Below are 24,781 nucleotides of genomic sequence, written 5' to 3'. Positions count from 1 at the left end.
TTCGGGGATCAGACCGCCAAGCTGGCAGTCTGCTGCTCGCGTCCCTGTGTTCTGGATTTGGCTTTCGGTTTGGTCAGGCCGAGCTGTTCGGTGACAAGGCGTTTCAACGCCTCAAGACCACGTTCCCGATGGATGTCGTTAAAATCGGTCAGGCCCTTAGCCTTTTCTTCGTCACTCAGATCCGGACGCAGGATCTTCGCACCGGTCAGTGCAGATGCCCGTTCGGCTCCCTTGATCCCGGCATTGATCTGATTGGCATGATCATCATCGGCCGCAATCACCAGGGACCGGTCCGGGTGCCTTTTGTGAAGGGCTTCGGCCACAGGTGCGAGATTGCCGGAATCAAGCGCAACCACGACGGTCAGCCCACTGGCCATATGCAGACTTTGGCCGGTGGAGTAACCTTCGGTGACGATCATCGGGCCTTTGGGATCGCCCTCGATCATATGCATCAGGCCGCGTTTTTTGCCGTCCTTGAGATACATCTTGGTGCCATCGGGATGGATGGTCTGGATGTTCTCGATAAAGCCTTTCTCATTGGCCATCGGCATCAGAAGATTGCCCGATTGATCAATGCGCAGGTCTCCTGCAGGCACCTGTTTGTTTTGCAGGTAAGCATGATTGGCCGGAGCCGGTTCGGCGTTCTGGAAAATCCCGTAAGCGCGTTTGGCCACGGCGCGATATTGCACGCGGAGTTCCTGTTCCTGGGCTGCCTTGCGGGCTGCAGCTTCGGCTCTGGACTGTTCCAATTCTTTGGGATCGATCTTGGTTCCGGTCGCCACCCACTTGACCGGATCCTGCCCGGATTTGTAATTGGTGATGTTGCCTGCCGGAAGCCCTTCGAGGAACCCGCGATAGGAGCCACTTTTCTGGCCTTTGCGATCTCCTTCGACCGCTACCCGGTGCCATTTACCGTCCATGGTCGGTGGCCCATCGAGGATCAAGCCGTTTTCCTTCAGCGCCTCCGCAAATTCCTGCTCCGGACTGATCCTAGGCTCAGGGGTTTGGGCTTTGGTTTTCTGCCAGCGTTTGAAGGGCGCAAGCTCCATATTATCTCGTGCATACCAAGCCTTGGCCCGGCGATCCCATTTTGCGCCCAGCGCCTTGGCTTCATCCTTCTCACTAAACGGCACATTGAGATAGATGCGTTTGCGCTCGATGTTGGTGTCCTGGTTGGGAGCCTGTGACATCTCATCACTCATGGCATTTTCCTTCTGTTGTTCAACAGCCGGGTTTTGGGCGATGGTTTTGGCTTGTTCTTTGGCTTTCTCCGGGATCAAGCTTTGGCGCAGATCCGGCTCCATGATCCAGGTGCGGATGTTTTCTGCATCGCGCGCCGCAGTGAACAGCGCATTGCGGTCTTCCTTGATGGCTTTCATCCATGAACCGACATAGGCGGCGTGGCGTTCCGGATAGTGGCCAAGGCCAAGCTCGGTGGTCAGCATGTAGCTTGCGATCTCGGCCCGCAGTTCTTCCTTGGCGTAAACTTCCGAGCCAAACGGCCCGAACGCGCGGGCCATGCGTGATTGATGGCCGGTGGCATGGCCAAGTTCATGTAGGGCGGTGGCGTAATATTCGTATTGGCCTTTGAAGGCGGCCTGATGAGGCATGTGGATCTGATCTGTTGATGACCGATAAAACGCCCGGTCATTCTGATCATGGAAGATCGGCACATTGCCTTGCTTGAGGATCTGCTCGGCCCGTTCAACCGGGCTGAAGGTCGGCTCTGGTGCGATATAGGGTGCAAGGCCATCGATCTGTTCGGCATTAAAGACCACAGCATGAAACACCCGTGGCCGGTCCAACCGCACATCGCGGGTTTTCGCAACACCCTTTTCGTCAAGAACCGGTTTGCCAGTGTCATCGAGCACCTTCTCGCGCTCGGACCATTTCCAATATTCGATCATGGTGCCTTTTTCGCCCTTACGGACTTGCGCGTCCTGAGCTGTTGCTTGGCGGTAGGTCATCCAGCGCGGATCGGAGCGCCCGCGCATTTCAAGCCAAAGGGCATTGATGCCGCGATAGTCTTTGCCGGAAACCGGATTGAACGGGGCCATGCGGACTTTCCCCGGTTCCCATGGCTTTTGCCAGGGCGCGGTGCCTGCTTCGATATGGCCAAGCAGTTCTTCGACCACCTGATCACGATAGCTTTTCTTATCAGCCATGGTTCGAACCCTCCGCATCAGAAGTCGGGTCGATACCGTCAAAATGACTGTCGAACGCGTCATCGGCAGACAGGGCGTCTTCGGAGAATGCGCCCATGGCTTCGGCAATGTCCGGATCGACCGGCACAGGGCCAACCTGGCTTTCACTGTTGATCATCGAGGAGGCCAAGGTGAGATAGTCCTGGTCATCAAGACCGGCAGAAGTGGGGGTGTTAGTGTTGTTAGATGTGTTGGGTGACTTCATGATTTGGTTCCTTTGTGAGATGCAGAGGGCGTGGAAGAGAACGCCATTTGGGGTGGCGTCATTTTCGAACGACGAGACAGTTCGCGATCCAGGAAATAGAGCTTTTGACGGCCAAGGATGGGCGGCAGACCGGCGACAAAGATCAGCGCATCGCCGGGGACTGGTTTGCGGCCCTCGGTATCAATGATCTGCAGGCGCATGCATTCATCAGGGGTGAGAAGCGGGCGGGAGGTTTCGGCCAGATTGTCCGAGACAGACCCGAGGTCGCCCATTCGTCCAGAGCGTGACCTGCGTTTCTGAACGATGGTTGCCTTACCGGTCATGTCCGAGAGCAGCTTGGCGGTTTCGAGTTTGTTTGGCGTGAAGGCGACCCGGATCTTGCAGTTGGCCATGATCGATTCATCACGACCGTAATGCTTGAAGAGCTGTTCGGTGTTCTGGACGATGATCATCGCCTTGAGGCCATAGCCTGCCATGAAGGCGAGCGATTCCTCGAAGATCTCCAGCTTGCCGATGGAGGTGAACTCATCGAGCATCAAAAGCAGACGGTGCTTGTATCCGGCGAGCGTCTGGCCAGCCCCAAACGCCATGCGTTCCGTCAGACGACGCATAAAGAGATTGAGGATGATGCGCAGCAGGGGCCGCAAGCGATCCTTGTCTGCAGGTGAAACGACAAGGAACAATGCCATTGGCGCATCGCCATTCATCAGATCATGCAGGCGGAAGTCACTGGTCGCGGTATTGCGTGCGATGATCGGATCGGCAAAGACGGTCAGCTGCGTTTTGGCGGTTGAATGCACGCCAGAGCGTTCCTGCGGGGCCTTGATCATCATACTGTTGGCCCCGCGCCGAACTTCCTTGTTCACATGGGATTTGCCATGATCAAAGGACGCCATTTCGGCAAGAATATGCTCGAAATTATCGTCGCTTTCTTCCGCGTCGCCGTCGCCGGTAATGCCCGAGAGAAAGGTATTCACATCATCAAAACAGGCCGTACGGTGTTCATCACGCCGCACCCGATAGATGACATGAAGCAACACGACCGAAAGCCAGCCATAACCTTCCTGTCGCCAGTAATCCTTCATGCCCTGGCCATCGGGATCGATGATCATGGCTGCGATGTTCTGGCAGTCGGCGATGTCCTGTTCGGTATCAATGCGCACTTCGGCCAGCGGGTTGAAGCGGGCCGAGCCAGTGCTGGCGGAGGGCTCAAAGCGCAAGACCTTGTGCCCGATGCTGGCAAGCCAGCCGCCGGTCTTGGCAAAGTTCTCGCCCTTGATATCAAGACAAAGAATGCTTTCGCGCCAACTGAGCAGGGTGGGCAGGATCAGGCTCACGCCTTTGCCCGTGCGGGTTGGTGCCCAGACCAGAACATGCTCCGGCCCGTCATGGCGCAATTCGCGGATCCGGCCAAACCATGATGGCCAACCGCCAACAACCACGCCGTCTTTGCGAAACAGTCGTGCTTTCTTGAGGTCCTTGAGCTTTGCCCAGCGGGCGGAACCATGCAGTTCATCGCCCTTGCGGTTGCCTTTAAGCGTGCTGTTATTGGCCCGTGTGGCAAGTGCCAGAACACCAAACATGGAAAGCAATCCGGTGATGCCAATCCAAAGGGCCGGATACAGCATTTCATCGGGAAGGCCCGCCGAATGGGTGGCGGCCTCAAGCGACCATTGCCACCAGCGCAGATCAAGCGCGTCAAACCCGACGGCGAGTTGCCATTGCCAGAGAATGGCGGCGATCATTGCAATCAGGATGACCGGAAGTGTCAGACGGTAAAAAGCTGTCATGACAACACCTCCTTGCCGTCTTGAAGGACGTAACGATCATTTCTCGGTTCCCAGATCTCGGTGATGCGTCGCCAGCCATCGGTATTGCGTTTGATCTGAACGACGACATCGACCAGCTCGGCCAGAAACTCCGGCACACGCGGCATGGTTTCACCGGCCCAGGCGATGTTTTGATCAAACTTGCGGTGAATGGCCTGCCAGGGGCTTTCGGCATGGATGGTGCACATAAAGCCTGTGACCCCGGAATTGAGCGCAGCCAGTGCAGCAAAGGCGTTCTGGGTGCTGATCTCGCCAAACAGAATGTGGTCGGGCGTGATGCGCATCAGGTGATCATAGATCTCGCGCCAGCCAACCATACCGCTGCCCGTTCCGGCCTCACGCGCGGCAATCAGGCCATTGCCATCCCAGAACTGTTCGATATGCAGCTCTGGCGTATCCTCGATGGCCAGCACACGCCGGGCCGGATCGATGGTGGCGAGCAACATGTTGAGCAGGGTGGTTTTGCCGGTATTGGTTGCCCCGCTGATGATCATGTTGGCATCACCCGCGACCTTCTCGATCAGATAATCGCGGATGGCCGGTGTCACCCCGGCCTGTTCCCAGGTCGGGGTGAAAGGATGTTTGCAGCGGATCGCGAGGCTGAGGTGTGATCGCACCGATGCACCGACGAGGATCTCGCAACGATGATTGCCCGGCAAAACGCAGGAGAGTTTTGGATTGTCATCGGGATTGAACTTGAGACCACGCTGGTTGGCGAGGCTGATGGCGATCCGCTCTATGGCGGCCAGTGTAAGAGCAGGGTCTTCGATCTCGCGCTTGCCTTCCCCGCGCCGTTCAGTCACGACGCGGTGAGGGCGGTTCATGCGGATTTCGACGGTTGAGAGATCGCCGTAATAGGTGGCCAGAGGCCCAAGGATCTTTTCAAACAGCGGATTGGGGGAAAGGGCGTTCATTGCAGCCACCCCCAATTCCCAAGGCAGGCGGATTTCACGCCATTTGTGTGAGAAGGGTAAGACCAGCCAGAAGAGGGAAATCCGACGCGGACATAGCCTTGGAAACTTCCGTCGGCATCTGATCCGCCAGTGTAATATTTGGCTTTGACCGGGGAATAGGCATTGTACGTCGTGCAGGTGTTAGAGGCCGTGCCGATAACCTCACCATCTTCACGAATGGTCTTGCGTGTTCCGACTGAGCTTGTACTGGTGCAGTGATAAGCAGCGTCATAAACGTGCGCATAGTTTTCAAACACACCACATGGACCGCTGGATTTGTTCGAAGAAACCGGGTTTTCAAACCGTCCATGCGTTACAGCAGCCCACGTAAATTCATTGTAGCATTTGTTCCCAAGACTGAGCGGGTCGGCTTCACCAATGACGACTTTGTGCACCGAGCCGTCCGGGCGGTCATAGGATTGCACCAAGTCCCGAGCATCAAACCGGGTGCAGCCTTCATAAAAATGCTCGCCGTTTGTTGCAGGCGCTTCGCCTGAATAGACATAGACAGTCTGCGGTTCGCCCGGCAGAACTTCGCTGGTCTTGATGTTGAAGCGTCCCCTTGGGGTGCTTTCGATATAGACCGTAGTCAGGCGATAGGCGAACAACTGGTCATCATGGTTTTGCCAGCCGGTGGTCTCGACATGATGCGGGTAGGCAACCTCGCTATCCTGACATTCGGTGACATATTTCGGAATGCTATCTAGCAGGTAGTAAAACCGCTCGCGACCATAACTGGTGCCAGCCGCCAGATCATGGTTCCAGAGTGAAGGATTGTCACAGCCATCAATCGTCGATTGGATGGCAATATTGGTGCTGTCGGGTTTGCATTCGGTGATGAATTGCTCAACCCCGTTGACCACGATCTGTTTGCGGCTTTGGCGGGTGACTGTTCCTGCCGCCTGATTAATGATCGGTGCGCAGACTTCCTGACCGGCAGGGTTCTTGTAAACCGTTTCGTGGGGGTATTCGGTGCCATTATCCGAACAGGCATCGGCCTGCCAGGTGGTGCCGTTCAGCTCATAAATATGGCGACCGGTTTGATAGGATCGACCAGCGGCAAAATCATGCCGGATTGAGCAGCCATCGGCTACCGAGACAAGTGGAACCGCCGCAATTTCTTCGGACGGTTCGCAGCTTCTGACCTGGACTTCATTGTTGCTCGCATTGACATAGACAAGGGATGCCTGTGGGACAGCCATCATCTCGTTATAATCAAGATAGACCGAGCAGGCCGAGGTCTTCTCTGTGATGTCAAAGACGTTGTCTTCATCCTTCAGGCAATCCGTGACTTCCTGACGGTTGCCGCCGCCATCGGTGTAAAAAAGCAGATACTGTGCGGTTGCCTGACGTGTTTCCATGTCGATGGTATCGCCGCAAACTGAATAGCTGCGGTCCAGCGGATAGCGATCTGCACCATCTTCGCAGGCCCCTGCGCTTACATTGCCGTCTTCGGTGGTTTCAACCCGGCTTTGCTGGACAGCAACAAGCTGTGCCAGATCCACCCGGATGTTGCAGCCTTCGGTCGTGACACGCACCGTCGGTGTGCTGGTATCTTCGTCCACATCAAGGGCTGATGGTGTCGAATAACCGGCAGCATCGGCATTCTTGGAAGCATTCGATCCGACAGTGTTTGAGGCACCGGTATCAGCTTCAGCGCTTTCGGTTTCCTTTTCTTCCTTGTCGTCCTCTTCCTCGACATCATTCAAGCGCTGCAGAGCGGCAAGCAGCGTTTCCTGATCACCCTCGATGGTGACAGTAGACGCCGGATCAAGCTCGGGGCTGTCCATATTGAACTGGGCGACAAAATCGTTTGAATCGAGTGGTTCCGATTTGCCGTCTTTTTCAACACCGGTCAGAACCAGTTGCGCGATAAGGCTGTCTTCGTAATTGACATAGCGGGCATATGCCTTGGCCGTTACGCCCTCGGTCAGTTTGGGCGGCGCACCGGGCACATCGACCAGACCGAGATCAATCGCCATCGGTTCGTTTTCCGAGACGGCGGTGCGGGTTTTGGTGCGGGTGACGATATTGACCTTGCGCACCATTTCCTCGATGCCGGGCTCGGCCTGAGAGGATGTTGTTTCTTGCTGTGCCAACTGAGCCAGTGCTGGGGAAACCAGACAGGATGACAGGAGCAAACACCAAAGCGTTCGTTTGTTCATGCTTCTACTCCACATTTGCAATGTACCAGTCCGTTGCCGGACGGATCTGAAGGCGGGTGCCTTGCGGGATGGTGATGATGGGTTGCAGTGAAAGCGTCTCTTCAAGGACGCTGGCGCTGATCTCGCCAAAGCGGGTCGAGAGTTCTTCGGCTGCTTTTTCAGCCGCCGCAGTTGCGACTTCGCCGTCGCTTTCTTCGGATTTTGTTGAGGCCGCGGCATAGCGCACAGCCGTCGAAATGCCGGTCAGCATGAAGGCGGTGCCATAGCGTTCCCAGAAACGGCGGTCCACTTCGCCAGCAGCCCCTTGGCGGCCTTGAATGTCTCCGATGGGGGAGGCGAGCTGGCGGATTTCGGCACGGTGTCCGGCAATCAGGATCCGTTCACAGGCAATCGACAGGCGCGAGCTGCCCATGTCCTTGGGTGGATCATAATTGCAGATCAGTCGGGACCCTTTGGGGATCAGAACATTGCGCCCGTGATAGCCATAAACATCACGCGCCGACTGGACGATGACGGTTCCAGTTGCATCACTGCCAACCTGACTGTTAATCCCGGTTTCAAGGATCACGGTGATATAGCGGTCCGCCGTAATGATCCGGCTGTTATCGACCGGAAGCGTGGACGTCCGGCGCGGACCTTCATAATCGGCTTTCTCGTTATCACTGACCGGCAGATCGAGCGGATCAAGTGCAGAAGGGGTTGCCATACCAGGCAGGACAGCATGGCCCGAAGCCTCGGCCATGTCAGCAGACTGCCAGGCTGGAGAACCCCAGTCTGACGACAAGGAAACGCGATGTTGCCAGGCAGCCTCCAATGCCATGCGATAGGGATCCGGCGCGGGCGGTTCAGGAACAGGTTCAGGTTGCGGCAGAGGCTCGGGAGCCGGGGCTGGCTCTGGTTCCGGTTTGGCTTCCTTGATGATGATCGGCGGCATAGTTGGGGCAGGGGCAACTGGTGCTGGTGGTGGCGGGGCTGGAAGGGCCCAGACTGATGGATCATCAGCTGGAAGGGTTGGCGGTTCATTGACGACCGGTTCGGCACATACACCCCCAAAGGTCAGGCCCAGCACCAGTGCAACATCACAAAATGCACTCATGCGCCTTCCCCGGTATATTCAATACAGAGGAAGCTCTTGCCGCTTTTGAGCGTGATCAGCGGACGGGTGCTTTCGATGATGTAGGTCTCACCCTGCACACGGGTATTGACCAGCTCATCTATGCCATCGACCACCACATAGGCAGTCGGCAGTTCGATATCCTTCCAGCGCTTGCCAAAGCGGATATAGGTGAAGTGGTCATCCCGAAATACTGTCTCCGGGCGCAGTGTTTCATCGCCCCAGAGATCATACTCACCCCACCCATGCAGGGCGTTCGGGTCAAACGGGGATTGCGCGACAAAGTCGCCTTCAGGCGTGCCCGGATTGGAGTCACTCAGTCCGGCAATCGCAGTATCGATAGCGGCAAACTTGTTGCCAAGCCCTGGAACAGACATCGCCGGAAGGCTGGCTTTACCGTTGTCGTCAAAGCCAGCAACCGCCGGATCGCTTTCGATTTGAACGGATCCTTCAATCCGCACGATCAGATCGGGCACATTGACCGAGTTGAAGCTCTCGGCCCTTAGATAAAACGGATAAACAGCACCTGATTTGCCATAGACGACAAGTGAGGTGTCATAACCGTATCCGCTGGGGCGCACCGCCAAACGACGTTCACCGCGTGGTTTGACAGAAAACCCGCCATCATCCCCCAGATCGACAGCTTCGATGATCTCACCGCGCGGCAGTTCAAGCACAGTGACCATGAACTCGCGGGTGCGGATCTTGTAAGTGCAATCATTACACAGATCGGTCGCATAAACCGCGTCACTCGGGTCTGCATCATCCCAGACATCCTGAACCTGGCCGCTGGTACGCGGACGGCTCATTGCGTTGAAGTAGCCCTCATTCTGATCGCGGGCCTGATCGACCACGCTCTCGGGCACCGGCATGGTTGGTGCGGATTGTTGCGGGGTGATTTGCGCACCAGAAAACGGTTGTTGCGATTGCCCCGGCATAGGTGGGCGTGCGGCGGTCTGCGCATTGGCCTGCTTATAGCCAAGAATGAGGACCGCCAGAATGAGGCTGCCAAAGACGAGATGGAAAACAAGATTGGTCAGGCGTTTCATGACGCGCCTCTTTCTCTAAGCACCATGTCGAGCACGGTGACGCCAAAAGGATTGGTGTATTTGTCAGCTTCGGAGACGTTTTGCGGACGGGTGGCCAGCGTCAGGTAGGCGCGCAAGTTTTTGCGCGAGATCTCTTTGCCGCGACGGTGGTCGATCTGGATGAAATCGACCGCGTATTTATGGTCTGACGACAAGGTGGCGATGGGATCGATGGAGACGATCCGCACTTCGCGCTCGATGCCTTTTTCAAGAGCTTCGGTGATCAGGCCGCTATCGATCCGCTCGCGTTTGAAGCGTTCCCAGAAGCTGGCATCAGAAAGTCTTGATGCTTCGCGCTGGCGTTCTTGCTGTGTGACCGGATCAATCTCGTTGGTGATGAGAACAAAACGTTTGGCCTGGGCTTCAAGAAAGACTTCAAAGCCTTCGACCTTCTTGCTGACAGGTTCGACAACGTAGGTGCGATCATCGGGGCCATAGGTCCGGACCAGGGCAATCTCGGTTTCCTTGAGCGGTACGAGATGCGCAACGGTTTGCACCAGAACGACCACACCTGCACCAAGCACAATGTTGGTTCCGGCAGACAGGCGCAGCATCCAGGCGAGCCTGCGATGGCTGGCCTGAAAGCTGAACGGATCTGCAGCAACTGTGGCTTTGTGCGTTGAGGTGGTTTTGATCATCGACTTGCGCCCGTTATCGCGTTTGCCGATACGCCCTAGCCAAGCCATGAGAAGCCCTCGCCATTGAACTCAACCGGATTGCAGACGCACGGGCTGAGTTTCATTTCATCGGTTCCGGTTCCGTCTTTGGGGATCTCGCGGTCCTTTGAAACGGAGACACAGCCGGAGAGGAAAACGACGAGGCAAAGAATTGGGACGAAATGTTTGGGGATCAGGCGCATGGCTGCGATCCTTTCTGATTGGTAGCGGTTTTGGGGGAAGAGGCACCAAGCCCGAATGCAAGTCGGGCAAGGGCAAGGACGAATGAAAGCGCGATCCAGATATGAACGGCACTGCGCATCAGCCCGGCGAGCTGGGCGGCATCAACTTCGCGAAGTGCCATGACGAAGACGATCAGGCTTTCGGGCGAAAACATGCCGGTCAGAACCATTAGCCAGAGCGCAACGAGCGGAAAAATTACGAAGGTCAGAGTGACATCACGCAGGAATTTCTTGAGCCGGTTCATGGCTTGCCTCCCCGATCAAAGGTCGGTGTCTTGAGGCGTTCCATGACGGCATTCTTGGCGGCAACGAGACTATCTTTGGCAGCCCCTGCCGCTCCAACCGGATTGCGGGCGGCTCCCGCACCCAGCAGAGCAGCATCAAGTGCGGCTGAGGCTCCACCCGGTGCGTATTTCTTGGCAGCATTGACAAGGGAAAGACCGGTTGCGGTCATGCCAGCGGTAATGACGGCTGCGGCCTGATTGGTGAGTTGGGATCCGGCAATCGAGTTGGCCATGCCGGTTGCCTCGGCCATAAAGGCTGTACCCATCCAGCCAAGAACAATCGCAACCCATAGGCCCGGATTGTCGATTGATGTGATCTCGCGAACATTCTCGGTATTCTGGATATCAAGCGATGCTGCACCATAGAGACACAGTGCGAGTGCAAGCGTTGAGCCGAACAGCACCATAAAAGCGGCAAAGACAGTTCGAACCCCGGTGATTGCCATGCCGCGTCCCCAACCAAACCCGACGGCAAGCATCAGGATTGGAGAGAGGGCCGAGAACATCATCACGCGGAAGATGCTGACAACAACCTGGCTGAAATAAACAATGATCAGGATGATGTAGGGCAGGGCAAGCAGGACGCCGTAGACCCCGGCCATCAGATTGCCGAGCGAGATCGATGCCCATATCTCAAAGGCGATGCGAAGTACGCTCATCAAGCCTTGTTCGGCGACATAGACCAACTGAGCCATGCCACCAAGAGACGTGGCTTCACTCGGTATCGTCGCGGCTGTAATGCCACCTTCCATACCGGCAGACAGAACGACGCCAGCAGCACTACCCATCGTTGATAAAGCCATCTGATAGATGGAATTTACGAGAGTGGGCCCTTGCCCGCCGAGCAGCAGACCAGCTATAATGATGAACGCGAATTCATGAGCGAATCCAATTAGATCGCCCTTTCCCATGATCATCTTGCCGCCATGAATGACGATCCATAGACCAACGACGGAGAGATAGATGAACCACATGGGTTCGAGGAGCACAGTGCTCAGGTTCTGGGTGAAACTGTTTGCCAAATCGACATATTCCGTCACCACATCACACGTCAGGCAGGTGATGTCGTCGTCATTCATCGCCGTATTCCTTTTGGTTTTTGGGGGAGCCGCTAACGCGCAGATTTATTCCCAGAAGTCCGACTACTTGGATTGGGATTACGCGGTGTCTCTTTGGACGAACTACACTCGTGCAGATGCTGTCTCCGAGTGGGACCGCGTCATGCCGGTGTATGAAGCGAACAAAGAACTTGTCGTTGGATCGCGAGAGGAAGTTCTGCGGAGGCTGGCGAAGCATCCGGAAGGCGATCTCATACAGCGCGGATATGATCTCCATCGGGTGTATGAGGTTTGGAAGCACGTCTACCGAGCTGTCACTAACAAGGACAAAGCATTTGCCTGGAACGAATGGAAACAGGCCGGATCTTGTTGGACGATGGAGCAGCGAAACGTCTTCACGCATTCGTGCCGCGATCTTCCCGATTGGCGTACCAAGAATGATGTGAAACGCGACAACACGTTTTTGGCAGGAAACTAAGCCGATCATTCTGCCGCCTCCGCATCTTCGCGCTGCTGGGGCGGCAGGTATTGCAGCAACATGGTCGACTGGATCTTGACCAGCTGCGCCATGAGTTGCTGTTGTTGAACCTGCTGGCGGTTTGACATCGCCATCCATTTGGCAATTGCCATCAGAAGGCGCTTCATATCCGCCGCACCATTGGTGCCAGCTTCGAGCTCTTCGATTGCCTGCTGAATTTCTTCTGCGCTTTGAACGGTCAGATCGCTCTGGGCCAAGCCGGTTGTAACGGCATCTTTGGCCAATTCTTCACGTCTGGCTTCGACCATGGCGCGGGCTTGCTGCTGGGCCTGCCATTTGGCTTTGTTGACCGGGTGATCCGGATTGGACCAGACACCGCTGCCGGAACCTGAGCCATTGTTGCTGCCAGCAAACTCGCTGCCTTCCGGGAAAGTCCAGGTCGAAGGATCGTTCGGATCAAACCAAAGCGACTTGCGATAGATGCTGCGACCCTCGCAGATGCTAAAGAAGTCGAGATCATCGAGATTCATGCCCGGCATCAGGCCAGAGAGATCCGGCGTCAGACATTGAATGTCGCGCATGATCCGGTTGGTGAGCTTCTGCATGTTTAGCACTGGCAGGGTGATCTGCCCCATGGCCCCGATGGCATCAATCGTGCCCTGGGCTTGAGCGCTCAGTTTGGTCAGCCATTCAGTATGCTGTTTGAGCTGATCAATCTGCTTTTGCATCTTGCTGAGCTGTTCACCCAACTTCGCAATGGCAGACACATCGATCACCGGATAGGTCGCATAGGCAATGGCCGGCGTCGCCAGAACAATCCCGAACGCAAGAGCGACAGAACGAAGACGCCTGTTCATGATCGACCTCCTGCCAGAAGAAGGACAAGCATGACGATCAGGACGACACTGGTAGCAAGTGGCCAATACATCATCGCAATCAGGCCGACAGCACCAACGAGGCTGGTTACAGCCATCATTAAAAGGGATTGTTTGATCATGTCCGGGTGATCGCAGTTGCTCACAGATGGCTTGGCCATGCGTCCCCCCATTTGCGTTGAATGGTGGCCAGATCGTTATTGGCATCCGGCCCGGAACGGTAGAACCGCGCAGCATCGCCAAGCGGTGTCAGATCGACATCGAGAATGGCGCTTTCCTCAAAGCCGCTGGCCTCGTCGCGCTTGATGATCAGCACCCGTCGATCATTCTTCTTGCGTGATCGCGTGCGGCCCTGGACAAACAACCTTTGCTCTTCATTGAGATTGAATGGCTTGAGGCTTTCTTCCGTGACCTTGGAGTTCGGGAAGAAGATCATTGTGGCGGTGTTTTCGATGATGGCTTCAGCGGCACCGGTTTTGCCCAAGCCTGCCGGATCCTGAAACGCCATGCCAACCGCACCGCCAAGCTTGCGATACTCGCGATACATCTCGGCTCCGAGATCTCGGAAGCCGGGGTTGGAAAGCAGCTTGGCTGCCTCATCAATGAAGATGACAAAGCCACCATTGCGCCCGGCAACAGATTTACTGATGGCCTCCGAGATATGACCAACCACCGGCCCGCCTAGAGCCGGATCAGCCAGCGCCTCATTCATGTTGATGCCAACCATGTGCGATTGGTTCAGAAGGCCGCCGAGGCTGTCATGCGGGGCGTTGAAGATGTGGCTACGAAGACCTGTATTGCCCTTGTCGTCAGTCACCCACTGGGCGAAGGCACGCCGAAGGGCTGAGCGACGGGCAAAGGCAAAGGGATAGATCGCATTGAGCGTGCGATGTGGTGGCTCAATCTGAAACGCCAAATCAACGGCATGATTAAGCGCATCGATGTCGCCGTCTTCGAGATCAATCCCGGCCAGCGATTTGAGGATCGCATAAACACGTTCACGGTTTTTTGGGGTGTCTTCCCCGACATCCAACGGGTTGAGCGATAATCCATCATAGGCTTGATAAAGACCGCCCATGGCTTCGACCATGAAGCGCGTGCCTTCCTTGGAATCAAAGATGTAGGACCGCACATTCTCAAACTTGGCAAGGCCACCCATCAGATGCATGATCAGGGTGGATTTACCGACCCCGGAGGGTGCAAAGACCAGAAAGTTGCCAAGCGAGAACGGCTTGTTGACCACCTGAAACTGGAATGCATAGGACTGGCCGGTTGGCGTTTTAAACCAGCGCACGGGTGCCGGGCCGAACTGGCTGGCCAACATGCCGGTTGCCGAATGCGGCAAAGCCCAAAGGGCAGCGATGTTCTGATCGCGCAGATCCAGCGGGGCCATGAACTGACTGCCAGGCAATCTGATCTTGCGTTTGGAAACGACAGGCAAGCGGTTAAACCAGCAGACAGGTGCCCCCTTGGTTTGCACGGCATAGCCGATCCGTTTGTTGCCAAGGATCTCTGTGATCTCGCGGATCAGTGCTGTGAGTTTTTCCTCGGTTTCTGCGCGCGGAATGATCTGAAACTGCGTGGCAAAGAGGGCTGTTTTGCCTTCGGCCAGAAGATCTAAAAGCGTTGAGACTTCTGCTGCTGCTGCAGGATTACCGAACCATGAATTAGACTCACCAGCCATACGGCGTTTATTGACCAGCATTGCCTGGTCACTGCCCCATGGATCACAGATCTGGCAAATCTCGATATCGCCCTGCAGGGCGAGGATCTCGCCGATCAGATGGCCGGAGACTGTTTCCGGCCAGAGTGTGACGGTAATGACCTTTTGGAATTGTCGGGCCGGAACATGTGTGGTGATGTTGCCGGTCACCTTGTCGCAATGAAGGTCAGATGCGGGAAGGTTTGCAGACAAGTTGTGACTGGTTGCCGGAAGGTCACGGCGATAATCGCCGCTGACCAATCCGTTGAGAAACCCGGTCAGCAGACAGGGTTGATCGTCGTTAGAACGGGCAAGCAACTCCGGGCGGTATTCCGACAGAATGGCCGGGATTTTCTCTTCGGCATCCAGCAGGGGCTGCATGGTCTGAGCCGTTGCCATCAGATACCAGTCGATGAAGTAGCTTGATTTATATTGTCTTGCTTCTGCGGTGCCGATCTCATCAAGCACGCTATTGGGCCACTTTGCATGAGCGGCAATCTCGCGCTGGCGTTTGACTGAGAACAACCGAACAGTGACGGACCGTTTGCCAAGCTCTTGCAAAAGAGATTGGCGACCAAGCAACAAGGTTTGTTGCTCGCTCTCGATACGGGCGTCATAGCTGGTCCCTTGCAGGTGCCAGATACGCGACAGCGACCCGTCTTTGCCACGCACGGTGACACCATCGACCGGATCAATCCCGTCGAGCTCCAGCTCTTCCTGCAGCCAGTCTTGCTCAATATCCCCAAGCAAAAGGCGACGACCCGCCGGAACGACCAGGCCGCCCGCCATACCGGTCACAAGACCAGTGGTGATTACATCGGCCCAAATCATTTGCGACCTCCCGTGGTCAGGAGGCGCTCACCCTTACGGCTGCCCCAAAACATTGGGGTCACCAGCAGATCGCGGTCATAGTTCGGATTGATCCGCTGATGTTTGACGAGATAGATCCATGCGCCGACAAAGCCCACGATCCCGCCTGGAATAACCAGGGCAGGAAAATCGAACACGACGGGCAGGACAAAACCCAGAACGCCAACGAGACCGGCAACAAGCAAAAGCGAGATCGGTAGACCGATCAGCGTCATCTGGCGCTGGACCTGAATGAGAACAGCACTGGCGGCTTTCATTTGAGAACCCCCAGAAGACCCGAAGCAATGGCCGGTCCTGCAGTGACCAGGATGCCACCAATCACCATCATGATGCCGCGTTGTGGATCGAGCCTGCCTGTGAAGGCTCCCCAACCACCATAGACGACCAAACCAAGACCAAGCGCGATGGCGAAGATCTTGCCAAAGCCTTCGGCCAGAAGTTCGAGGAAGGAGACAACCGGATCCCACCAGTTGCCACCTGTAGTGTCTTGCGCAAAAGCGGGTTCGGTCATGGCCAATGTGGCAAGGCCAGCGATGACAGCGATTTTGAGAAGGTTGCGTTTATCCATGTTCTGTTTTCCTTGTCGTCAAATCGTCAAATCGTCAAAACGGTGAGGACGCCCAGCGTGAAGACGACGGCGACCAGATTGAGAGCGGTGAGGATGGAGATCAGCTTGACCATCTTGCGAAAGCGGTCCTGCGCCATATCAGCAAGGCGGGCGGCTTCCTGCATGGCAGACAGACGTTCCCGCACGGCATCAGTCAGGGCTTCATTCTTGAAGTCCTCGATGGCGGCAGTGACTTCGTTGGTGAAGGTTTCTGCCTGTGCCTGGATGATCCCGGACAGGGTGCGGTTATGCTGATCGATCAGGCGGCGATGCTCGTCGAGCACGACCTTGTGGATGGTGTAGATCATGAGCACCGGGTCACCGTCCTCGACGGTGACCTGATGAACTTTCCACAAATGGGTGCGCAGCTCTTCGATGCTGTCCATGGTCAGGGGCGGCGGAGGAGCCTCATCAAGAACGCTGGCCATTACAGCACCGCCTGTTCCATGGAGGCCCCAATGCTACGCCAGGTCATCATCAGGCGCTGGCGCGACATCAAGGGGAAGTCTGCGTGGCTGCCTGCTTCATCGAAGGTCAGGCGGGCACGCATCATCTGTTCAATGTCATGGCCAAAGGTTTCTTTGCGAACCTCGGGTAAACGGACCAGCGCGTGAATGCGGTTCTTGTTTTTCTTGTAAAGTCCGGAATGCTCGAAGCTCTCGACTTCGCCAGATGCGTTCTTGCGTTCGATCCGCCCGAAATATTCATTGAGCCAGACGACGACCGGAATATCGGGAACGCTCTGCAAGACCTGATGCAGCCCTTGCATGGTATCATTAAGCGCCTGGCCACCTGTCAGGATCGTATGAAGCCGGACTTCATGACCGGCATCGGCCAGCATTTGCAGGGCCTGTGCTTCAACCATATAGCCAAGCAGCGGCAGGAAGGTGCTGGCCCCGTTATCGATCACCACAACCCCGTCTTCCGGGCCGATCATGATCTGTTCGATCAGGGCATCGAAATAGCGCGGGTTGATCTCGTCAGGACGTTCGCCCAGGCGAATGGTTTCGACGGGGAATGCCTTGTATCCGGCAAAGGTCTGGTTGACCGGATCGGTATCATAGCAATGAAGCGGGGTGTCGCGTTTGAGGTAATGCTGCGCGAGAAGGCTTGCGACAAACGACTTGCCGACCCCGCCCTTGCCCTGAAGGGTAAGATTAATCAACGCCATCGGCGATAACTCCATCTGAAATAATAATTTTGATGCCCAGCACAGTGGCGAGGCGGAACATGTGGGCTGCTGACAGATCCGTCCTGCCAGCCTCAAAGTCTCGATAGGTGCGTTCGCACACGCCGATACATTCACCTGCACCAGCTTGGGTGAGGTGTTTGCTCTCGCGGGCTTGCCGCAGGCGGGTGTGAAGAGTGAGGTAATCTGATTTCCAGGAGTTCACGGAGTTTCCTCCGTGTTGTCCGAGGACCCTTCCCACAAGCGATCAAGCTCTTCTTGCTCTTCGGCCTTGAGGCTTGGGAGCAAATTGCTTGTGGCTGGCTTCGACTTCTCAGTGAGGTAGTTCTGGATTGGTTTGCTGGTGCGCCCAGTGGATTGCGCAGAGGTATTGCGTGTGGACTTCGAGGCTTCAGTACGCAGTCGTTTAACGCGGTCATAGAATGACCTGCGAGACATTGTGATACGTCCCGATGCGCTCAGTTCTTCGTAGATTGTTCTGACCAGAATGCCTTGCTCAAGCTTGCCGAGAATTTCATCTCGCAAAGCAAGGATTTCGATCTTCGCCTGACCCCATTCGGCTGGCATTGTAGGACCCCCATCATGCCGTTAACGACTTGACAAGGATCGGAAATGTATGGTCTCAATTCTCTACCGAGTGCACCAAAATCTGATGTTTCTCGGGGAAAAGAATTGGGCAAACAGGTATGCCCCCGCAACCAACATCAAAAAAGCTCGCCCTTGTGGCGGGCTTTTTTAATGTTCGATTGCCGGGTGCAAATGGATTGGAACATCGCAAACAGGCCAATGCCTGTTTGCAGGTTCTTTGCGAAGGCCACAGGCCGGAGCTGAGCGAGCAAAGCGAGCGCTAATCCTGCCCCCGCAACCAATAAAAAGACCCTGTCACCTTCGGTGGCAGGGTCTTTTATTACCCGCAGGAACAGTCTTTGAACCTTCGATCTTCCTGCGTTCTGAGCCTTCTCATAATTGGTGGTTTCGAAGGAACGGTGCACCCAGTGGGTGCACGTAAGTCCTGAGAAAGGCCGCATATAAAAGTGCCAATGGAATAATCTTACAAAAAACTTATATTGTGCAATTAAGGCAATATTAGTACATAGCAGACAGTTATCAGAGACCATGAGGAAATCATCTTTTCACGAGGTGCTCGATAGCTCAATATAGACCTATTCAGTTTATCGAGTAGTCATTAGACAGAATTTTTCTGCGCTGAACCACAAACGACCATTGTTGATGGTCAAGCAAAAAAGAACCTGATAAATGAAAGTGTTGTTTGATCATCAGATTTTTGGATGGCAGGAGTACGGTGGTATCGGAAGATACGCAGTTGAGTTGGCCTCAAGCCTTTCTGTAGTAACAGACTGCAAGGTGTCTATCATCGCCCCCCTCTATATTAATAAATACTTAGCTGAAGCACCGAGTACATTACAAATTCACGGTGTTTCAGTTCCGTCATTTCATAGGTGTGGTCGAATTTATCGATTTTTAAATTTTTGGATGTCGCGTGTTTTCATACGGCGATTTAGGCCAGATATTGTTCACGAGACATACTATTCGAAATTTGCTACGTCTTCTGGCTCTTCGAAGACTGTCCTGACTGTCTATGATATGATCCACGAAAAATTTCAGGAAAATTTTTCTCTAGCCGACCCGACTATTCGCGAAAAAGAAGCTGCAATACGTAGGGCCGACCATATTATTTGTATATCCGACAACACTAAGAAAGATTTAATGGATATATATTCTGTGTCCTCAGAGAATATTTCTGTCGTTTATCCTGGAATAAGTCAATCAAACGAAGTTACGGTGAAAGAAACCTGTGACAATCAGGTCAGACCGTTTTTATTTTATGTAGGAAGTCGCGCTGGATACAAAAATTTTTCCTCCTTCATAACTGCTGTGGCAGGATCGGCAGCACTGATAGAGAAATACGATATAGTTTGTTTCGGTGGTGGTGCTTTTTCACATGCGGAGCTTGAGAAGATAAGAGCGCTCGGTTTTTCTGCAGGGCAAGTCAAGCAAGTTTCTGGTTCTGATGAAATGCTGATACGTTTATATGCAAATGCAACTGCGTTTATTTACCCATCAATATATGAGGGTTTTGGGATTCCCCCACTTGAAGCAATGCGTGAAGGTTGTCCCGTCGTATGTAGTTGCACAAGCTCCTTACCGGAGGTGGTTGGTGATGCTGCTGAAATGTTTGATCCTTACAGTACTTCGGACATAAGAAAATCTATTGAGCGAGTGCTCGATAGCGAAGATTTGAGGCGCGTATTGATTGCAAGAGGGAAAGAGCGTGCTAGGCAGTTCAGTACTGCTAAATGTGCACAAGACACGTTGAGCGTGTATCGCGCTGTTCTGCAAAAATAAGTCTTCAGCTGGGTTAATTGAGCAATAATATTCGGGCTGAAGTAATGTGGCTGTCCGAGAAAAATGTTCTTGAGAAATATGATGCAGGCAGACTGAACAAGATCCAAAGCAAAAAGGAACCAGCATCCGGATCCATTGTCATTTTGGCTCAAGTTTTCTCACGTCTGGTAGTTTTGCTTCGCCGCATTCGATGTAATTTTCAGCCATATGCCAATCGTATTGGGAATTTATGTCAAATCCTTCAAGGTCGCAGCTTACAAATGGAACTATGACTTCCCCAGCAATAGATCCATTTTGCAAGGCAACACGGCTCCACGCAATTTCAAGACTAGCGTTCTGTACATAGATTGGTGGTAATGACGCGTATTGACTGCTGTGCCAAGGCGTATCCCCATTTTTGAATGGAAGAACTGGTTTCATATATTGCCCGTCTATGATCCACATTTTTCCTGGGTGCTGGGAGCACTTTTCAACTGCTCGGATTGAGCAAGCGTGTGGATGGGTGGTGAAAGTAGCCCATGCCCTAGAAATTGTTTGGGGCAGGCGAAATGGGCTGGTTGGGCGTAATATACTAAACGCATCATATTCGCGGCCCATGTTCTTTAGTGCTGTGAGCATCATTACCACCCAATCGATATCGGGAGATTTATCGCCCGATATTGACGGCGGCCTTAAAACAGGAACTTCTGCTCCGTATTCGCGCGCGATTTGTGCATACTGCTCGTTATCGGTTGCGCAGATAACAGCGTCAAAGACACCACTGTCTATTGCTGCGCATATGCTGTATGCCAACAAAGGGTGGCCGTTTAATTCCTTTATATTCTTTCCTGGAACCCTTTTAGATCCGGAGCGGGCTGGGATGAATGCGACTGCACTTGGTTTCATAAAGCTAGATCCTGTCGGTGCGGGTCAGGAATGTAATGTTTTTTAATTCGGAATATACGTCTAAAGCCTCAACTCCGGGTTCTCGGGTTCCGTTGCTGGAGGACCCAAATCCGCCGAATGGCATGTGTGGCTCACTTCCGTAAGTGCCGAGATTTACATTGGCAACCCCAGCCTTAACGCGCTGCGCGAACCACATTGCCCGGTCAACATTTGAAGTGTGAATAGACGAAGTTAGTCCATATTCACTATCGTTTGCTAACTTTAGCGCTTCTTCCATAGTGTTTACTGGTAGGAGTATCGCCACGGGGCCAAATATCTCGTGGCGGCATAGATCACTCGATGGCGCAAGCCCTTCAATAACAGTTGGCTCAATATAGTATCCTTCTGAGAGACCTATGTTCTCAGGGGCTTTGCCTCCGCACAAGACGGTTCCGCCATCCTCAATAGCCTTAGATATTGCGCCAATTATGGATAGGTGCTGACGTTTGTTTATTACAGGACCAAGGTCATCTCCCGGTGCAACACCAAGTTTTAGTAATTTAGCTTTGGCGACCAGTTTGTTACGAAATTCCTCATAGACATCATTGAAAACAATAAGCCTGCTGCCAGCAGCACAACGCTGACCTGCATTGCTGAAAGCCGAAAGAGCTGCCCAATGTACCGCCTTCTCGATATCTGCATCGTCGCAAACTACAAACGGGTTCTTGCCACCAAGCTCAAGGGAGACACGGGCCAGTCGCTTTCCAGCAGTTGCAGCGATGCTGCGTCCCACAATTGTCGAGCCGGTAAAGCTTATGATTGAGATATTAGGGTTCTCGACAATAGCAGTACCCGCGTTTGCGCCTGACCCTTGAATCACATTCATTACACCGTCGGGTAGGCCCGCTTCCTTGGCAATTTCGGCAAAAATAATTGCGATTTGAGGGGAATCCTCTGCTGCTTTGATTACAATAGTATTGCCACATATAAGAGCTGGGAAGGTTTTCCAGGCCAAATTTGCAATTGGTGTATTTGCTGGGACGATAAGGCCGGCGATTCCTCGAGGTTGGCGAACTGTATGGCTATACTTCCCCGGTACGGCAGAGGTAAGTGAGCGTCCGTGAAGACGCATGCCTTCGCCAGCAAAGTACTCACCTTGCAAAATTGCACCCGCTACTTCACCTTGAGCGTCTTGAGGTGGCTTTCCAGTTTCAACCGCGATGCAAGCTGCCATTTCACCAGCTCGTTGCTTCATTCTAGCGACTATGTCGAGGAGGATTTGCCCTCTCCGCACAGGCGTGGTTTCCGACCATTCACAGAACGACTTCCGTGCTGCATCAACTGCATTGTCGACATCTTCTTTAGATGATGCGGCGACCTTGCTCATCAATCGACCGTTATGCGGGTTGTGCTTGTCCAACCACTCGCCGTTGGTCGAAGCTACTTTCTTTCCACTAATCCAGTTTGGGATATATATCAATTTATCACTCATTTTATTATATTGCAGTCCATCCACCATCGATTATCAGATTTGATCCCGTCATGTAGCTTGAAGCTTCGCTCGCCAAGAATAGCATCGGGCCATTATATTCGTCGCGATTTGCCATACGCCCAATTGGAATTCTGTCACAGTAAGCAGTGAGGAAATCCTTTTCTTGGTTATTAAAAACCCCGGCGATAGTTAACGAGTTTACCCTGACGCCAGATTTAGCCCAATAAGCAGCGAGATAGCGTGTGAGATTAATGACACCGGACTTTGAAGCGGAGTAGGCGACTGGTTTGAAAAAAACCTCTCCGCGTTTGCGGCGGAAATCATAAATGCTCTGGTCGGGGGAAACAATTCCATAAATGGATGAAACATTTATGATAGAGCCTTTTCCAGCCTTGGCCATTGCTGACCCAAAAACCTGGCAAGAAAGGTATGTTCCTTTGAGATTTACATCAATAACCTGATCCCAAGAGTCTTCGGGGTACTCTTCAAATGGACCATTTTCCTCTGGCGGTGAAGATGGAGGTGAATCAATAGCCGCATTGTTGATTAAAACGGTTGGCACTCCAAAACGTTCTGTGATTTGCGCGAGGGCTTTCGAGAGCATCCTTTTGTTAGTCACGTCGCTCTTACAGAACCAGTATGTGTCGGGGTATTGCAACTGAAGAGAGTTACATTTAGCCGTAGAGAGTACATCAAGTCCTATTACTTTGGCGCCATTCATCAGGAAAGCTGAAGCGTATTCGTTTCCAAGTTGACCAGAAGTTCCGGTTATCAGGACAATATCATTGCTGACATCGAAAGTGTTTTTAGCGAGCATTTAGAACATACCTAACGTTTGCCTGTTAAGCGCTTATGTTGATTTTTTTTGAATGATATAACATATCGCATATTTCGCGAACTGCGCCAAAACCTCCGGACTTCTCCGTTCTAAACAGTATGTGCGGATCAATCTCATCGTAAGAATCCGCAACACCAACACCAGCAGCGACAAGGTCAAATGCAGGTATGTCGTTTATATCATTGCCAACGAACATTGTTTCCTGTGGAGTGACATTCAGTTCATCGCAAATCTCAAGAACACATGCCGCTTTGTCTGCAACTGACTGCCTACAAGCTATCTTAAGTTTGTTTGCTCTTTGTGTCACAACAGGGTTGGTTTCGGTCGATACTATGTATGCTTTGATGCCTACTTCATGAATACGAGATAAGCCAAGCCCATCGCTTCTCCAGCATGCAACTGACTCACTGCCATTTTGATCAACAAAAACCCTGTTGTCAGTAAAGACTCCGTCAAAATCGAAAACAACCAGTTGGATCGATGCCAACAAGTTTTGGTTCGTCATAACGTTGTATTTCATCACCAATTTTCTATATCAGAGGGTTTAATAGCTGATCCCTTGACGATATCATTTTTAGCGATACGTCCGATAACTCTGTTGGATTCACGAACAGGTATATGTTGATCTTTGAAAATCCTGCCCGACAGCGAGTCCATATCTATAACTTCTCCTGCCTTAATATCGCGATAGGCGGTCAGTGACTTCCCAAGTTTCTTGAAAACATACTCCGATCCCAGTTCTTCTACGGGCTTTGGTGGCATCATTTGTGGGGTGCGTCTGATGTCACGAACAAATTTTCTGAACCCCTCATTTTCAAGCGCAAAGCTGTGATCTGTACCTTTCCAAGCTCGGTTAAGAGTTACATGTTTTTCAAACACTCTCGCCCCCTTCATGAATGCAAGAGGTCCAGGCAGAATTCCGTTAAAATGATCAGAATATCCAATTGTGCATTGGGGGAAGTTTTCTATCAGGCTGTCGATATTGTTTAGGCCAAGCCGATCGTGGTCACACGGGTACTCAGACACACAGTGCAAAATTGCGATGTCATCATGGTGAGACAGCAATGCCTCAACGCTGGCGCGAATCTGATCAGTCTTGCCGCCGCCGATGCTCATGGCGACGGGCTTTTTGGTTTTTCCTATTTTGTGAATCAGGGGAAGATTGCCAATATCAAACGATGCGATTTTAATGGCATCGGCATTGACATCGTCGCTGCACAAAACATCGAGACTTGGCTCGTCAAACGGAGTTGACATAAATTTGACGCCATGCTGTTCACAGTCTTCTTTGAGTATTGGGAGCCACTTCGGATCCAATTCAAGCTTTTCACGGTGATGCCCGTAGACGTCTGCAAAAGCGTTCTCGCTGTCGTAGTGGGATTCATACGCTTCTTTGGAAAAAAGGTATTTATTATTGCGAGTCTGGAATTTTATTACGTCAGCCCCAGCTGCAGAAAAAACCTTTATGTATTCACGCGCAAGATCGATATCGCCTTGGTGATTCTGCCCTACCTCTGCAATGATAATTGCGTTGTCACCAATCTCTTCTTTTCGAAACATTAGGTATCACCATTCTTGAGATTTAATAAGTGGGAGTTGTAGCTGGTTTTTTACGACAAATGCAATACTCCACGTTCTCGGGGAATGCGTCGTAAAGCTTTTTGTAACCGAGGTGTTTTCTTCTGGGAGTGTTGGTTTCTA

The 24,781-nt window shown here is 53.1% G+C and carries 28 protein-coding genes; 2 read left to right on the top strand and 26 right to left on the bottom strand.

All coding sequences use genetic code 11. The features are described 5' to 3' along the window. Nucleotides 1-8: 8 nt before the first annotated feature. From FHI25_RS20155 to FHI25_RS20105, 11 genes are read right to left on the bottom strand one after another with little or no spacing between them, the layout of a single operon-like run. Nucleotides 9-2,165, bottom strand: a complete 2,157-nt coding sequence (locus tag FHI25_RS20155; RefSeq protein WP_068518346.1) for a zincin-like metallopeptidase domain-containing protein — start codon at nt 2,163-2,165, stop codon at nt 9-11. Continuing rightward, nucleotides 2,158-2,409 (bottom strand): hypothetical protein, encoded by a 252-nt coding sequence (locus FHI25_RS20150; RefSeq protein WP_007092377.1) that lies wholly within the window; start codon nt 2,407-2,409, stop codon nt 2,158-2,160. The genes FHI25_RS20155 and FHI25_RS20150 overlap by 8 nt, the downstream gene beginning before the upstream one ends. Further along, the gene (locus FHI25_RS20145; RefSeq protein WP_068518347.1) at nt 2,406-4,199 is read right to left on the bottom strand and encodes a type IV secretory system conjugative DNA transfer family protein; all 1,794 of its coding nucleotides are present in this window, start codon (nt 4,197-4,199) and stop codon (nt 2,406-2,408) included. The genes FHI25_RS20150 and FHI25_RS20145 overlap by 4 nt, the downstream gene beginning before the upstream one ends. Next, nucleotides 4,196-5,152, bottom strand: a complete 957-nt coding sequence (locus FHI25_RS20140) for an ATPase, T2SS/T4P/T4SS family (protein WP_068518348.1) — start codon at nt 5,150-5,152, stop codon at nt 4,196-4,198. The genes FHI25_RS20145 and FHI25_RS20140 overlap by 4 nt, the downstream gene beginning before the upstream one ends. Continuing rightward, nucleotides 5,149-7,356 carry a hypothetical protein gene (locus FHI25_RS20135; RefSeq protein WP_068518349.1) on the bottom strand — a complete coding sequence of 736 codons (2,208 nt, stop codon included), beginning with the start codon at nt 7,354-7,356 and terminating at the stop codon, nt 5,149-5,151. The genes FHI25_RS20140 and FHI25_RS20135 overlap by 4 nt, the downstream gene beginning before the upstream one ends. A gap of 4 nt (nt 7,357-7,360) precedes the next feature. Next, nucleotides 7,361-8,452 (bottom strand): TrbI/VirB10 family protein, encoded by a 1,092-nt coding sequence (locus FHI25_RS20130; protein ID WP_210520841.1) that lies wholly within the window; start codon nt 8,450-8,452, stop codon nt 7,361-7,363. Next, a complete protein-coding gene (locus FHI25_RS20125) occupies nt 8,449-9,519 on the bottom strand; it encodes a TrbG/VirB9 family P-type conjugative transfer protein (protein WP_007092540.1) in 1,071 nt (356 codons plus the stop codon). The genes FHI25_RS20130 and FHI25_RS20125 overlap by 4 nt, the downstream gene beginning before the upstream one ends. Beyond that, nucleotides 9,516-10,244: a type IV secretion system protein gene (locus tag FHI25_RS20120; RefSeq protein ID WP_007092541.1), complete on the bottom strand. Its 729-nt coding sequence runs from the start codon at nt 10,242-10,244 to the stop codon at nt 9,516-9,518. The genes FHI25_RS20125 and FHI25_RS20120 overlap by 4 nt, the downstream gene beginning before the upstream one ends. Next, entirely contained in the window at nt 10,232-10,417 is a 186-nt protein-coding gene (locus FHI25_RS20115) for a hypothetical protein (protein WP_007092542.1), read from the bottom strand. The genes FHI25_RS20120 and FHI25_RS20115 overlap by 13 nt, the downstream gene beginning before the upstream one ends. Continuing rightward, nucleotides 10,408-10,701, bottom strand: coding sequence for a hypothetical protein (locus tag FHI25_RS20110; RefSeq protein ID WP_007092543.1), 294 nt, complete (start codon nt 10,699-10,701; stop codon nt 10,408-10,410). The genes FHI25_RS20115 and FHI25_RS20110 overlap by 10 nt, the downstream gene beginning before the upstream one ends. Beyond that, complete coding sequence (locus FHI25_RS20105; protein WP_068518350.1) at nt 10,698-11,819, bottom strand: hypothetical protein; 1,122 nt, start codon at nt 11,817-11,819, stop codon at nt 10,698-10,700. The genes FHI25_RS20110 and FHI25_RS20105 overlap by 4 nt, the downstream gene beginning before the upstream one ends. Here FHI25_RS20105 and FHI25_RS20100 point away from each other — a divergent pair. Further along, the gene (locus tag FHI25_RS20100) at nt 11,803-12,276 is read left to right on the top strand and encodes a hypothetical protein (RefSeq protein WP_068518351.1); all 474 of its coding nucleotides are present in this window, start codon (nt 11,803-11,805) and stop codon (nt 12,274-12,276) included. The genes FHI25_RS20105 and FHI25_RS20100 overlap by 17 nt on opposite strands. 5 nt (nt 12,277-12,281) lie before the next feature. On the opposite strand, the gene FHI25_RS20095 is transcribed toward FHI25_RS20100, so the two are convergent. The 10 genes from FHI25_RS20095 to FHI25_RS20050 form a co-directional block, all read right to left on the bottom strand. Further along, nucleotides 12,282-13,133 carry a hypothetical protein gene (locus FHI25_RS20095; RefSeq protein WP_007092547.1) on the bottom strand — a complete coding sequence of 284 codons (852 nt, stop codon included), beginning with the start codon at nt 13,131-13,133 and terminating at the stop codon, nt 12,282-12,284. Further along, nucleotides 13,130-13,312, bottom strand: coding sequence for a hypothetical protein (locus FHI25_RS20090; RefSeq protein WP_068518481.1), 183 nt, complete (start codon nt 13,310-13,312; stop codon nt 13,130-13,132). The genes FHI25_RS20095 and FHI25_RS20090 overlap by 4 nt, the downstream gene beginning before the upstream one ends. Beyond that, nucleotides 13,294-15,684 (bottom strand): type IV secretion system protein VirB4, encoded by a 2,391-nt coding sequence (locus FHI25_RS20085; protein WP_210520839.1) that lies wholly within the window; start codon nt 15,682-15,684, stop codon nt 13,294-13,296. Before FHI25_RS20085 ends, FHI25_RS20090 begins: the two co-directional genes overlap by 19 nt. After that, nucleotides 15,681-15,980 carry a hypothetical protein gene (locus FHI25_RS20080; protein ID WP_068518715.1) on the bottom strand — a complete coding sequence of 100 codons (300 nt, stop codon included), beginning with the start codon at nt 15,978-15,980 and terminating at the stop codon, nt 15,681-15,683. The genes FHI25_RS20085 and FHI25_RS20080 overlap by 4 nt, the downstream gene beginning before the upstream one ends. Next, on the bottom strand, nt 15,977-16,291 hold the full coding sequence (locus tag FHI25_RS20075) for a TrbC/VirB2 family protein (protein WP_068518714.1): 315 nt from the start codon (nt 16,289-16,291) through the stop codon (nt 15,977-15,979). The genes FHI25_RS20080 and FHI25_RS20075 overlap by 4 nt, the downstream gene beginning before the upstream one ends. A gap of 26 nt (nt 16,292-16,317) precedes the next feature. Next, a complete protein-coding gene (locus tag FHI25_RS20070; protein ID WP_068518713.1) occupies nt 16,318-16,758 on the bottom strand; it encodes a hypothetical protein in 441 nt (146 codons plus the stop codon). Continuing rightward, entirely contained in the window at nt 16,758-17,501 is a 744-nt protein-coding gene (locus FHI25_RS20065; protein WP_068518712.1) for a conjugal transfer protein TraL, read from the bottom strand. The genes FHI25_RS20070 and FHI25_RS20065 overlap by 1 nt, the downstream gene beginning before the upstream one ends. Next, nucleotides 17,488-17,724, bottom strand: a complete 237-nt coding sequence (locus FHI25_RS20060) for a helix-turn-helix transcriptional regulator (protein ID WP_068518711.1) — start codon at nt 17,722-17,724, stop codon at nt 17,488-17,490. Before FHI25_RS20060 ends, FHI25_RS20065 begins: the two co-directional genes overlap by 14 nt. Next, entirely contained in the window at nt 17,721-18,086 is a 366-nt protein-coding gene (locus FHI25_RS20055) for a hypothetical protein (protein WP_068518710.1), read from the bottom strand. The genes FHI25_RS20060 and FHI25_RS20055 overlap by 4 nt, the downstream gene beginning before the upstream one ends. A gap of 137 nt (nt 18,087-18,223) precedes the next feature. Continuing rightward, a complete protein-coding gene (locus FHI25_RS20050) occupies nt 18,224-18,637 on the bottom strand; it encodes a hypothetical protein (protein ID WP_210520837.1) in 414 nt (137 codons plus the stop codon). Between the two features lie 139 nt (nt 18,638-18,776). Here FHI25_RS20050 and FHI25_RS20045 point away from each other — a divergent pair, with 139 nt between their 5' ends. After that, nucleotides 18,777-19,886, top strand: a complete 1,110-nt coding sequence (locus FHI25_RS20045) for a glycosyltransferase family 1 protein (RefSeq protein WP_210520835.1) — start codon at nt 18,777-18,779, stop codon at nt 19,884-19,886. A gap of 138 nt (nt 19,887-20,024) precedes the next feature. Here the strand turns inward: FHI25_RS20045 and FHI25_RS20040 are convergent, their stop codons facing one another. From FHI25_RS20040 to FHI25_RS20020, 5 genes are read right to left on the bottom strand one after another with little or no spacing between them, the layout of a single operon-like run. Then, nucleotides 20,025-20,771 (bottom strand): acylneuraminate cytidylyltransferase family protein, encoded by a 747-nt coding sequence (locus FHI25_RS20040; RefSeq protein WP_210520833.1) that lies wholly within the window; start codon nt 20,769-20,771, stop codon nt 20,025-20,027. A 4-nt stretch (nt 20,772-20,775) separates the two neighbouring features. Beyond that, nucleotides 20,776-22,242, bottom strand: a complete 1,467-nt coding sequence (locus FHI25_RS20035; protein ID WP_210520832.1) for an aldehyde dehydrogenase family protein — start codon at nt 22,240-22,242, stop codon at nt 20,776-20,778. A 4-nt stretch (nt 22,243-22,246) separates the two neighbouring features. After that, nucleotides 22,247-23,059 (bottom strand): SDR family oxidoreductase, encoded by an 813-nt coding sequence (locus tag FHI25_RS20030; protein ID WP_210520830.1) that lies wholly within the window; start codon nt 23,057-23,059, stop codon nt 22,247-22,249. Between the two features lie 25 nt (nt 23,060-23,084). Next, on the bottom strand, nt 23,085-23,600 hold the full coding sequence (locus tag FHI25_RS20025; RefSeq protein ID WP_210520828.1) for an HAD family hydrolase: 516 nt from the start codon (nt 23,598-23,600) through the stop codon (nt 23,085-23,087). Then, nucleotides 23,600-24,640, bottom strand: coding sequence for an N-acetylneuraminate synthase family protein (locus tag FHI25_RS20020; protein WP_210520825.1), 1,041 nt, complete (start codon nt 24,638-24,640; stop codon nt 23,600-23,602). Before FHI25_RS20020 ends, FHI25_RS20025 begins: the two co-directional genes overlap by 1 nt. Nucleotides 24,641-24,781: the final 141 nt, after the last annotated feature.

Origin of the sequence: Thalassospira sp. ER-Se-21-Dark, assembly GCF_017922435.1 — a bacterium.
In the GTDB taxonomy this organism is placed as follows: domain Bacteria; phylum Pseudomonadota; class Alphaproteobacteria; order Rhodospirillales; family Thalassospiraceae; genus Thalassospira.
Note: the sequence above shows the minus strand (reverse complement) of the source record. Positions and strands in the feature narration are given on the sequence as shown.